The organism is Dyella sp. OK584, from assembly GCF_057787755.1.
On the sequence record NZ_CM173542.1, the window covers coordinates 1,877,479 to 1,888,945 of the forward strand.

The following is an 11,467-nucleotide window of genomic DNA, read 5'->3' on the forward strand; positions in this document are numbered from 1 at the left end:
ACTAAAGTGCCCGCTTCTGACCCAAGGCGGACATTGTCATCGATGCGTTGTGCCGGGCTAGAACGCCCTCGATGCGAGGCGCCCATTCTTCCGACTGGCGCGCATCACTGCCGCTTCTACTGCGCTTCAAAAGCCCCGCGAATCCACGCCATGCGAGCACTTTCGGCTGGGCCGTCATAGGTGACCACGTCGAACCGGCAGTTCGAATGCGCGCGTTGCGGATGCGTTGCCAGCCATAGTTCGGCGGCTTTGATGAGTTTGGTTTGCTTGCTGGCAGTGACTGATGCGGCCGCGTCTCCGTGCGCTGCGCGCAGTCGATGACGTACTTCGACGAAGACCACGGTGTCGCGGTCGAACATCACCAGATCGAGTTCGCCGTAGCGCGTGGTGTAGTTGCGCGCCAGCAGCTTGAGGCCTGCGCGTAGTAGCTCCGCGCAGGCGCGTTGTTCGAAGACTGCGCCAGCAGCACGCATCATTCGTTGTTGAGCTGGCCGTTGTTGGACGGTTGACCGTTGTCGGTTGGCGGAGCCAGCGCTGGTGCGGTATCCATCTGCAGGCTGCCGTTGAGCGGGCGGGCGAGGCCGTCCTGGAACTTGGCCCACACCAGCACGCGACGCACGCGGCCGAACTGGTCGGCGGTGAGCTGGCCGCTGGCGCCGGGCAGGTAGCTGCCGGGGTGTGCACGCAGCCAGTCAACGTACGGGGCAAGATTCCAGGCGTCCATGCCGAAGGCGAACAGTCGCGCGGAGGTGCCGCGTGCTGCTGGCAATTGTGAGGCGATGTCGCCGTGATTGGGCAGGCCCGGTTGCACGTCGAACAGCCACGGTGCGTCGCAGAATTCGACGCCTTCCAGGTCGCGGTTGGCGCCAGCGTCGTCCACGCCGGCATAGATATGCGAGGTGCCGATGACCGGCAGGCTGATGCGCGCCAGCTTGAGCTGCGGAAGCAGCAGGCGCGCTTGCTGCGGGCGCATGCTGATGAAGACGCCGGTGTTGTTGGTGCCCCCGGTGTCGGTGGGCATGCCAAGGCCGCTGATCGTCGAGGCGTAGTTGACGCCGCTGCCCGCGAGGTTGCCTGTGCCGGCAACCTTGCCGCCACGTGCTTCCAGTTCGGCTTTGAAGGCCTTGGCGGCGCGCTGCGCGAAATCGTCGCTGCCGATGATGACGTAGGCGTTGAGAATGCCGCCTTCAGCCATGTGGTCGGCTGCCTGCGCGCCTTCCGTTTCCGGCAACAGGCCGAACTCGCTCACGCCGCTGGCGGGCAGGCTCTTGTCGTCAGGGTGGTTGAGCGCGAGCAGCGCAACGGGCAGTTGCGGAAGGCCAAACAGGGCAGACACTTCGCCGCGCGTGAGCGGGCCGATGATCAATTGCGCGCCGTCGTTGACTGCCTGTTGATAAGCCTTGATGGCGCCAGCAGCGGTACCGCCGCTGTCATAGACGCGCACCGGCGGACGTGGCGTGTGATTGCGTGTGGAGTCGGCATACGCAGCGAAGAAGCCTTCGCGAATCGCAGTGCCAGCCGCGGCAACGTTGCCGCTGGTGGGCAGCAGCAGGGCGATATGCGCAGGCATCTTGTAGCCTTCGCGCACATTCGCTCCTTCGCCCGGAATCATGGTGCCCACTTCCTGTTCCAGCGAAGGGGCAGGGCGAGCTACCGCGACACCAAGCTGGCTCAATGCTTCGTTGACCCACGGCAACATGCGGTCGCCCTGCTGCATGGCGTCGGCGCGTTGCTTGAGTGGATCGACGCCAAGCTTGGTGAGCAGCGACACGATCTGCTTGCGGTTCTGCGCCTGATCCAGGCCGGTCAGTTGGCCGTCCATTTCCACGCGCGTGCGTGCAGCGCCCCAGAAGTCACCGGTTTGCTGCATAGCCTGCGAACGTAGTTCGAGCAGGCGCAACTGCAATGCGGGCGGCACGCTGATGTTCGGTTGCGTGGTGAGTTGCAATGCGCGCGCAGCGTCGTGCTGCTTCAGGGCCAGCTCGGCCTGCAACAGATCCAGTCGCGATGGTTCGTCGCCACTCAGGCGCTGGCGCCGGATGGTGCTGATAAACGGCACGGCGCGATCGATCTGGCCTTCCTGCCGATACGCCTCTGCGGCAAGCAGCTGATAGTGGTCGCGGTTGCTGCCGGTTTGCGCCAGCGCGAGGTAGGCCTGCGCTGCGTCGTCGAATTTGCCTTGCTGCTGTAGCGCGTCGGCCTGCTGGCTGGCGGCGATCTCGGCGGGGGATCGCTGTGCCGATGGCGGCACGCAGCCGGTAACTGCCAGTGAAATCAGCAGGGCAACGCCTGCGGCGCGGTACAAGCGCATGGCCAAATCCCTTCGAGCTTTTGACGACATCGTCGGCGGATGGGCGATGATAGCCCATTGGATCGCCGCCTCGCGGCGGAGGAAGCAGCAAGATGTCACAGATTCAGACGGGCCTGCTATGGGTGGTGGCCACCCCGATCGGTCATCGCGACGATTTTTCCGCGCGCGCCATCGAAACCTTGCGCTCGGTCGCAGTCATCGCCGCGGAAGACACGCGGCACAGTCGTCCGCTGATGATGCATTACAACGTCGGCACCCCGTTGGTGGCGCTGCACGAGCACAACGAGCGCGAGGTCGTGGATGCCATCGTGCGGCGATTGCTCGGCGGCGAGTCGGTGGCGTTGATTTCGGATGCCGGGACACCGCTCATCAGCGATCCGGGCTTCCGGCTGGTGCGCGCCGCGCGAGCCGCGGGTATTCGTTGTGCGCCGGTGCCTGGCGCGTGTGCCGCCATCGCCGCGCTCTCGGTGGCGGGCCTGCCCAGCGACCGTTTCGTGTTCGAGGGATTCCTGCCGCCCAAGGCGTCGGCGCGCCGTACCCGTTTGCAGGAACTTGCGGGTGATCCACGCACGCTCATCTTCTATGAGTCATCGCATCGCGTCGCGGAGAGTCTGGCGGATATGCGCGATGTGTTCGGTTCGGCGCGCGAAGGTGTGCTTGCGCGTGAGCTGACCAAACTGTTCGAAACCGTGATCGGCGAACCGCTGGCTGAGCTGGCGACGCGCGTGGCAAACGACCCGGACCAGCAGCGCGGCGAGTGCGTGATCCTGGTCGCCGGCCGCGGTGAAGAAACCGACTCGCGTGAGGCCGAAGGCCGGCGCGTGTTCGCCTTGTTGCGCGAGGAGTTGCCGCCGGCCAAGGCGGCCAAGCTTGCCGCTGCGATCACGGGTGCGCCGCGCAAGCTTCTATATGAAGGCTAATCGTGACTGAAACGGAGTGCGCAACGAGACAGCCATGCTGCACTCTTGCGCGCCGTTCAATTCGCTTCACCCGTTTCTCAATCCCGTTGAGCGCCAGTTTCCACTAGAATGCCTTGCGGAGTCGGCCGGACAGTCGCGTCGCGCGCAAGCGCATCGAGGAAAGTCCGGGCTCCATAGGGCAAGGTGCCAGGTAACGCCTGGGCAGCGCGAGCTGACGGCCAGTGCAACAGAGAGCAGACCGCCGAACGGCATCTTCGGATGCGCGTGGTAAGGGTGAAAGGGTGCGGTAAGAGCGCACCGCGTGCGGGGCTAACGCCGCATGGCACGGTAAACCCCACCTGGAGCAAGACCGAATAGGGGAACGATAACGCGGCCCGCGTTGTTCCCGGGTAGGTTGCTGGAGCCTGGCGGTGACGCCAGGCCGAGAGGAATGACTGTCGCGCCGCAAGGCGTACAGAACCCGGCTTACAGGCCGACTCCGCCTCCTTCAGTACCGGTCGTCACCGCCATGTCGAAGCAGACATGGCGGTGACGGCTGCGTATGGGTGGCCATGAACGGGCGATTCATTTCGGGGCCTCTCCCGGGGCCGTGGAAGCATGCTGAAAGGCAGGGCGTGGAACTAAAAAATCCTAGCCTTTCAAACACCTTCAGATGTTTCCTCAGAAATGGCTGGAATTACTGCCACATCTCCGCCTTTCTCATTGATTCACAAGCAAAATTCCCTTGACAGTCTCAGGGGGCGAGACTATCGTGGATTCCTGTGTGAAATCGTGGGAATTAGTGGAGTCTAACGGTCGTGTTCCAGGGCGAAACAGCCATCACTGTCGACGACAAAGGCCGGCTGGCCATTCCAACCGCGTACCGCGAGTTGGTGGCCGACGCGTGCGCCAATCGTCTGGTGATCACCTACAACCCCTTCGAATCGGGCTGCCTGTGGCTGTTCCCGTATGCGGAGTGGGAAAAGGTGCGCGACCAGGTCAACGCGCTGTCCAAGGTCAAGGCGGCCCATCGCGACATGCAGATGAAGCTGGTGGGTGCTGCGGCCGTCGTTGAGCCGGACAGTGCAGCCCGCCTGCTGCTGCCAGCCAGCCAGCGCGCCACGACAGGTATCGAAAAGAAAGCGGTTCTGCTGGGCATGGGCAACAAGTTCGAGCTTTGGAGCGAGCAAGCCCACTTGGCCAAGATCCGCCAGACCATCGGCGAAGACGAAATCACCAACGAGATGGCGGAGCTGCAGCTGTAACCGGCAACGGTGGCAGTGCGGCTCATTTGAAAGCGGAACGGGAGCGGGAGTGCGCGGCATGGCCGAGCAGCAGTTGCGGCACATCCCGGTGATGCTGGGTGAAGCAGTGGAGGGACTCGCCGTGCAGGCTGGCGGGCGTTATCTCGATGGCACCTTCGGACGCGGCGGCCACGCTCGCGCCGTGCTGTCGCGCCTGGGTCCGGATGGGCGCCTGCTGCTGATGGATCGTGATCCGACCGCCATCGCCACCGCGCAGGACGAGTTCGCCTCGGACCCGCGCGTGTCGATCCGTCATGCCAATTTCTCCAGCATGGCCGAGTGGGACGAAACCGCCGGCGGCTTGGACGGCATTCTGCTGGACCTGGGCGTTTCCTCGCCGCAGCTGGACGAAGCCGCGCGCGGTTTCAGCTTTATGGCCGATGCGCCGCTGGATATGCGCATGGACACCACGCAGGGCGAGAGCGCTGCCGAATTTCTGGCCCACGCCAGTGATCGCGAGATCGCCGACGTGCTGTGGAACTACGGCGAGGAGCGTTTCAGCCGCAAGATCGCCCGCGCCATTGTCGAAGACCGCACCGAAAACCCAATTACCCGCACCGGCGAACTGGCCGCGCTGATCGAGCGCTTGGTCGGCCGTCGCGAGCCGGGCAAGCATCCGGCCACGCGCAGCTTTCAGGCGTTGCGCATCCGCGTGAATGGCGAACTGGACGCACTGGCCCAGGGCCTCGACGCGGCGCTGTCGCTGCTCAAGGTGGGTGGGCGCCTATCCATCATCAGCTTCCACTCGCTGGAGGATCGTGCGGTCAAGCTGTTCATCCGCGACCACTCGGGACGTGTGCAGGGCAGCCGGCGCGGTCCGCCAGCGATCGCCGCACCGGCGCGCCTGGCGGCGGTGGGCAAGGCGCAGTTTCCTTCCGAGGCCGAACTGGCCGTCAATCCGCGCGCCCGTTCTGCGGTGCTGCGAGTGGCGGAGAAGCTCGGATGAAAGTCCTCGGCGGCCTCTTCATGTTGCTCCTGATCACGGCGATGCTGGCTAGCGCCATTGCCGTGGTGTGGACGCGCCATGAGAGCCGCGTGTTGTTCGTCGAGCTGACCCGCCTGCAGAACCTGCGCGACGACCTCAACATCGAGTACGGCAAGCTGGAACTCGAGCAGGCCACCTGGGCCGAGCCGCGTCGCGTGGATGACGAAGCGCGCCAGAAGCTCGGCATGGTCAATCCCAAGCCGCAAGACATTCAGCTGGTGCGTCGATGAAGCCGCGCCAGCGCATGACGTCCCCGCCCACTCGCCGCCGCAATGCGGCCCCCAGCCCTCGGCGCCGCATGCTGCTGGTAGTCGGCGTATTGGGGCTGGCGTCGCTGGGCCTGGTGGCGCGTGCGTTCGACCTTCAAGTGGTGCGCAAGTCGTTCTATCAGAACCAGGGCGATGCGCGTTTCCTGCGCGAAGTGCCCATTGCCGTATCGCGCGGCACCATCTTCGATCGCAACGGCGAGCCGCTGGCGGTATCCACGCCAGTGGTGTCGATCTGGGCCAATCCTTCCGAGGTGCTGGACAACGAGGACAGGCTGCCCAAGCTGGCCGCCGCCATCGGCATGGATGTGGGTGCGCTCAAGCAGTACCTGATGCAGCGTTCGGAGCGCGAGTTCGTCTATCTCAAGCGCCAGATGTCGCCGGACGCTGCACAGACCGTGATCGATCTCGGCGTGCCGGGCGTCAATAGCCAGCGCGAGTTCCGCCGCTTCTATCCGTCCGGCCCGGTAACGTCCCACGTGCTCGGCTTCACCAACATTGATGACCACGGCCAGGAAGGCCTGGAGCTGGCTTTCGACGAATGGCTGGCCGGGAAACCTGGCGCCAAGCGGGTGATCCGCGACCGCATGGGCCATGTGGTGGAAGACGTGGAGCTGGTGCGCGCGCCGCAGCCGGGTCGCGACATCACGCTCAGCATCGATCGCCGCATCCAGTTCCTGGCCTACAACGAATTGAAGAACACCATCGAGGCGTCCGATGCGGACTCCGGCTCGATGGTGATTCTCGACGTGCGCACGGGCGAAGTGCTGGCCATGGTGAACTGGCCCACATACAACCCGAACGCACTGCGTGGCAGCGTCCCGGCGAGTCGCCGCAACCGCGCGATGACGGACGTCGTGGAGCCCGGCTCCACCATCAAGCCGTTCGTGATGGCGGCCGCGCTGTCGAGCGGAAAGTTCTCGCCCACCGGCCCGATGGTGGATACCGGCAACGGCCACTTCTTCTATATCTCGCACGACATCCGGGACACGCATGCATACGGCATGCTGTCGCCCACCGGCATCCTCGCCAAGTCCAGCAACATCGGCGCCGCCAAGGTCGCCATGCAGCTCGACACCGGTCTGATGTACGACACCATTCGCGCCTTCGGCTTCGGCAACAGCACCAACAGCGGCTTTCCCGGCGAAGCGTCGGGCTACCTCAAGCCGGGACGCAGCTGGGGCATGCTTGAGAAGGCCATCATGGCCTATGGCTATGGTCTCAACGTCACACCGCTGCAACTGGTCAATGGCTACGCCACCATCGCCGACAACGGCGTGATGCATCTGCCCACTTTCGTCAAAGGCTCGGACAACGAAGCCAAGCAGATCATCGATCCCAAGATCGCCAACGAACTGGTGCAGATGCTGGAGTCGGTGACCCAGCCGGGCGGTACGGCAGCGCCCTACGCGTGGATCGCCAACTACGGCGTGGCCGGCAAGACCGGCACGGCGCACAAGGCCAGCGCGGGCGGTTATTCGAAGAACAACTACAGCGCCGCCTTCGCCGGCATCGTGCCGGCCTCCGCGCCACGCATGGCCGCCGTGGTGGTAATCGACAACCCCAAGAAGGGCAGCTACTACGGTGCGCTGGTGTCCGGGCCCGTATTCGCCAAGGTCATGGATGGCGCCCTGCGCCTGATGGACGTGCCCCCAGACAACATCGGCCGCTGGTACGTCGGCGGTCCGCTGCAGGGACTCAACGGTTTGACCAGCAATAAGCAGCCCACCGTCGAAGCGGTGGACGACGCGCCGGTTGAGGAGGCAACGCCATGAGTGCGCGCCTCGACCAGTTGCTCCATGGCATCGCTGATACCCCAGGTGTCGGCGATATCGTCGTTTCGGGGCTCACGCTCGATTCGCGTCAGGTGCGTCCGGGCGATGCCTTCTTCGCCCTGCGCGGCACGCGCGATCACGGCATCACGTTTGCGCAAGGCGCGGTGGCACGTGGCGCACGCGTCGTGCTGGCCGAAGCGCCCGTTGCCGAAGCGCCGCCGATGGATGTGCCGGTACTGTGGGTTGACGGTCTGCACGGCAAGGTGGGTGAAATCGCCTCGCGCTTTTTTGGACGGCCGTCCGAATCGCTGCGGGTGATCGGCGTGACCGGCACCAATGGCAAGACTTCCACCGTGCAGCTGCTGGCGCAGGCAATTGAGCATCTCGGTCATCGCGCTGCCACCATCGGCACGCTGGGCGCGGGTCTTCATGGCCAGATCAGCGAAGGCGAACGCACGACGCCCGACGCGATCCATGTGCAGGGCCTGCTGGCATCGTTCCGCGATGAAGGCGCCAGCCACGTCGCGATGGAGGTGTCTTCGCATGCGCTGGAACAGGGTCGTGTAGCCGCCGTGGCGTTCGAGGTGGCGGCATTCACCAACCTCACGCGCGACCACCTCGATTACCACGGCAGCATGGAAGCCTACGGTGAGGCCAAAGCCAAGCTGTTTGCGTGGCCCACGCTGAAGGTGGCTGCCATCAATATCGATGACACCTTCGGCCGTTCGCTGGCAGACCGTTTGCCGCCGGACGTGCGTGTGCTGCGCCTGAGCGCAGAGGGCGACGCGGGTGCCGACATTCGTGCGGCGAACGTTGTCACCTCCGCCGAGGGCCTGGTATTCGAGCTGCAGACGCCGTGGGGAACGCGCACCATCCGCAGTCGCCTGCTGGGCCGCTTCAATGTGGCCAACCTGCTTGCCGTGGTCGCCTGCCTGGGTGCGCTAGGCGAATCGTTCGCGCATATGATCGAAGCCGTCGAGGCGTTGAAGCCGATCAACGGCCGCATGAACCGTCTGGGCGGTGTGGCTGAGCTGCCGCTGGTAGTGGTTGACTACGCGCACACGCCGGACGCCCTGGAGCAGGCGCTCACGGCGCTGCGTGCCCACTGCGAAGGTCGCCTGATCTGCGTATTCGGCTGCGGCGGCGAGCGCGATGCCGGCAAGCGTCCGCAGATGGGTGCGATCGCCGAGCGCATGGCGGACACGATCATCATTACCGACGACAACCCGCGCGGCGAAGACGGCAACGTCATCGTGGCGCAGATCGTCACCGGTCTTCGTCGTCCCGAAGCGGCCAAGGTCGAGCGCGACCGCGCTGCAGCCATCCAGGACGCGCTGGCCTCGGCCAAAGCTGGCGACGTCGTGTTGATCGCCGGCAAGGGGCACGAGACGTATCAGGAAGGCGCTACGGGAAAGCGTCCATTCGACGACATGGCGGTTGCCCGCCATGCGCTGGAGACCCGTGCATGATGCGCCTTAGCACCATTGCCCTTTGGACCCGCGGACGCCTGCTTGGCACCGATGTGGACGCGGCTGGCGTTGCCATCGACACCCGCAAGTTGCAGCAGGGCGACCTGTTCGTGGCGATCAAGGGCGAGCGTGTCGACGGTCATGATTTCCTCGCGGAAGCGAAGGCGCGTGGTGCCGTTGCCGCGCTGGTCACGCGGAAGGTGGAGTCGGATCTGCCACAAGTGCTGGTGGACGATACCGAGCTGGCGCTCGGCGATCTCGCCAGCGCCGTGCGCGCACAGAGCAACGTGCGGGTGATCGGCATCACGGGTTCCAACGGCAAGACCACGGTGAAGACGCTGACCGCGTCGATTCTTTCGCGCCATGGCCGTACGCACGTCAACGCCGGCAACTACAACAACGAACTGGGTCTGCCGCTCACCCTGCTGGCGATGCCGCAGGACACGGAATACGCCGTGCTGGAAATGGGCGCGGGCAAGCCGGGCGACATCGCCTATCTCGCTGCCATTGCGCGGCCCGATATCGGCCTCGTCAACACCATCGCGCCCGCGCATCTTGAGCGCATGGGCAGCGTGGAAGGCGTGGCCGAGACCAAGGGCGCGCTGTACCAGGCATTGCCGGTCGATGGCGTGGCGATCATCAATGGAGACGACGCGTTCGCCAGCTTCTTCGCGGGGTTGGCCGGCACGCGCCGCCAGCTGCGTTTCGCGCTGGACCACAAGGCGGACGTGGGCGCGGACATCCTCGACCAGCGCGTGGACGGCTCACATTTCCTGCTGAGCACGCCCGTGGGCGATGCCGAAGTGCAGTTGCCGCTCGCCGGGCGCCACAACATCGCCAACGCATTGGCCGCCGCCTCGATTGCGCTGGCGTTGGACGTGCCGCTGGACACCATCGTGGAAGGTCTCGAACAGGTGCCTGGCGTCGCCGGTCGTTTGCAGTTCGAACGCATGCCCGGCGGCTGGATGTTGATCGACGACAGCTACAACGCGAATCCCGGTTCGGTTGGCGCTGCTATCGACACATTGGCACTGGCCAAAGGCGAGCGTTGGCTGGTGCTGGGCGATATGGCGGAGCTTGGCGAGAACGCCGCAACGCTGCACGCGGATATCGGTATGCGCGCTTCCCAGCGGGGCATCGACCGGTTGTTTGCAGTCGGTCCGTTGAGCGCTGCGGCGGTGAAAGCCTTCGGCGAGCGCGGCGAACATTTCGCCGACAAGGCGGCGTTGATCGCGGCACTGAAACAATACATGCACGGCGGCGTGGCTTGTCTGGTCAAGGGCTCGCGCTCGTCCGGCATGGATCGGGTGGTCGTCGCACTTCGTGCCGACAAGAAACAAGGGGAGGGCGCATCCGATGCTGCTTGAACTCGCAGACTGGATGGCACGGCACTTCACTGCTATGCACCTGTTCCAATACATCACCTTCCGCACGATCATGGCCGCGCTCACCGCGTTGTCGATGTCGCTGCTGTTCGGGCCGACTCTGATCCGCAAGCTGGCCGACCTGAAGGCCGGTCAGGTGGTGCGCAAGGATGGCCCGCAGACGCATCTGTCCAAGGCCGGCACACCGACCATGGGCGGTGTGATGATCCTGCTGGCGGTGGCCATTTCCACCCTGCTGTGGACCGACCTCCACAACCGCTACGTGTGGCTGGTGCTGGCGGTGCTGCTCGCCTTCGGCGTGATCGGCTTCTACGACGACTACAAGAAGCTGGTGCTGAAGGACAGCCGCGGTCTGGCCTCGCGCTGGAAGTACTTCTGGCAGTCGGTGTTTGGTCTGGCCGCCGCGCTATTCCTCTACCACACCGCGCCGCAGGCAACCGGTTCGCTGCCCGTAGCGGAGACGGCGCTGTACGTGCCGTTGTTCAAGCAAGTGGTGGTGCCGCTGGGTGTGATGTTCGTGGTCATCACCTATTTCATGATCGTGGGTTTCTCCAACGCCGTGAACCTCACCGATGGCCTGGATGGCCTCGCCATCATGCCGACCGTGCTGGTCTCCGGTGCGCTGGGCGTGTTCGCGTATCTCGCGGGCAACAAGGTGTTCTCCGAATACCTGGGCATTCCTTCGATTCCCGGTGCGGGCGAGCTGGCTATCTTCTGTGGCGCGCTGTCCGGTGCAGGCCTGGGCTTCCTGTGGTTCAACACGTATCCCGCGCAGGTGTTCATGGGTGATGTGGGCGCGCTGGCCATCGGCGCGGCGCTCGCTGCCATCGCGGTGATCGTGCGCCAGGAAATCGTGTTGTTGGTGATGGGCGGTGTGTTCGTGATGGAAACCGCCTCGGTGATGATCCAGGTGGCGAGCTTCAAGCTCACCGGCAAGCGCGTGTTCCGCATGGCGCCGATTCATCACCACTTCGAACTGAAGGGTTGGCCCGAGCCGCGGGTGATCGTGCGCTTCTGGATCATCAGCGTCGTGCTGGTGCTCATCGGCCTTGCCACGTTGAAGGTGCGCTGAC

General features: G+C 64.7%; 10 protein-coding genes and 1 other RNA gene. 9 read left to right on the forward strand and 2 right to left on the reverse strand.

Features of this window, described 5'->3' with window-relative positions; translation table 11 throughout:
• Nucleotides 1-116: 116 nt before the first annotated feature.
• Complete coding sequence (locus AC3CBN_RS08345) at nt 117-473, reverse strand: YraN family protein (RefSeq protein WP_488636690.1); 357 nt, start codon at nt 471-473, stop codon at nt 117-119.
• Nucleotides 473-2,311: a penicillin-binding protein activator gene (locus tag AC3CBN_RS08350; protein WP_488636340.1), complete on the reverse strand. Its 1,839-nt coding sequence runs from the start codon at nt 2,309-2,311 to the stop codon at nt 473-475. Before AC3CBN_RS08350 ends, AC3CBN_RS08345 begins: the two co-directional genes overlap by 1 nt.
• A 92-nt stretch (nt 2,312-2,403) precedes the next feature.
• Here AC3CBN_RS08350 and rsmI point away from each other — a divergent pair, with 92 nt between their 5' ends.
• From rsmI to mraY, 9 genes are all read left to right on the forward strand, one after another.
• A complete protein-coding gene (rsmI, locus tag AC3CBN_RS08355) occupies nt 2,404-3,231 on the forward strand; it encodes a 16S rRNA (cytidine(1402)-2'-O)-methyltransferase (RefSeq protein ID WP_488636341.1) in 828 nt (275 codons plus the stop codon).
• 117 nt (nt 3,232-3,348) lie between these two features.
• Nucleotides 3,349-3,715: RNase P RNA component class A (gene rnpB / locus AC3CBN_RS08360), an RNA gene on the forward strand.
• Nucleotides 3,716-4,028: 313 nt separating this feature from the next.
• The gene (gene mraZ, locus AC3CBN_RS08365; RefSeq protein WP_488636342.1) at nt 4,029-4,475 is read left to right on the forward strand and encodes a division/cell wall cluster transcriptional repressor MraZ; all 447 of its coding nucleotides are present in this window, start codon (nt 4,029-4,031) and stop codon (nt 4,473-4,475) included.
• 58 nt (nt 4,476-4,533) lie between these two features.
• Nucleotides 4,534-5,460, forward strand: a complete 927-nt coding sequence (rsmH, locus tag AC3CBN_RS08370) for a 16S rRNA (cytosine(1402)-N(4))-methyltransferase RsmH (RefSeq protein WP_488636343.1) — start codon at nt 4,534-4,536, stop codon at nt 5,458-5,460.
• Nucleotides 5,457-5,729 carry a cell division protein FtsL gene (ftsL, locus tag AC3CBN_RS08375; protein ID WP_488636344.1) on the forward strand — a complete coding sequence of 91 codons (273 nt, stop codon included), beginning with the start codon at nt 5,457-5,459 and terminating at the stop codon, nt 5,727-5,729. The genes rsmH and ftsL overlap by 4 nt, the downstream gene beginning before the upstream one ends.
• A gap of 14 nt (nt 5,730-5,743) precedes the next feature.
• A complete protein-coding gene (locus tag AC3CBN_RS08380) occupies nt 5,744-7,540 on the forward strand; it encodes a peptidoglycan D,D-transpeptidase FtsI family protein (protein ID WP_488636345.1) in 1,797 nt (598 codons plus the stop codon).
• Nucleotides 7,537-9,009, forward strand: a complete 1,473-nt coding sequence (locus tag AC3CBN_RS08385) for a UDP-N-acetylmuramoyl-L-alanyl-D-glutamate--2,6-diaminopimelate ligase (protein ID WP_488636346.1) — start codon at nt 7,537-7,539, stop codon at nt 9,007-9,009. The genes AC3CBN_RS08380 and AC3CBN_RS08385 overlap by 4 nt, the downstream gene beginning before the upstream one ends.
• Nucleotides 9,006-10,376 carry a UDP-N-acetylmuramoyl-tripeptide--D-alanyl-D-alanine ligase gene (locus AC3CBN_RS08390; RefSeq protein ID WP_488636347.1) on the forward strand — a complete coding sequence of 457 codons (1,371 nt, stop codon included), beginning with the start codon at nt 9,006-9,008 and terminating at the stop codon, nt 10,374-10,376. Before AC3CBN_RS08385 ends, AC3CBN_RS08390 begins: the two co-directional genes overlap by 4 nt.
• On the forward strand, nt 10,366-11,466 hold the full coding sequence (gene mraY / locus AC3CBN_RS08395; protein ID WP_488636348.1) for a phospho-N-acetylmuramoyl-pentapeptide-transferase: 1,101 nt from the start codon (nt 10,366-10,368) through the stop codon (nt 11,464-11,466). Before AC3CBN_RS08390 ends, mraY begins: the two co-directional genes overlap by 11 nt.
• Nucleotide 11,467: the final 1 nt, after the last annotated feature.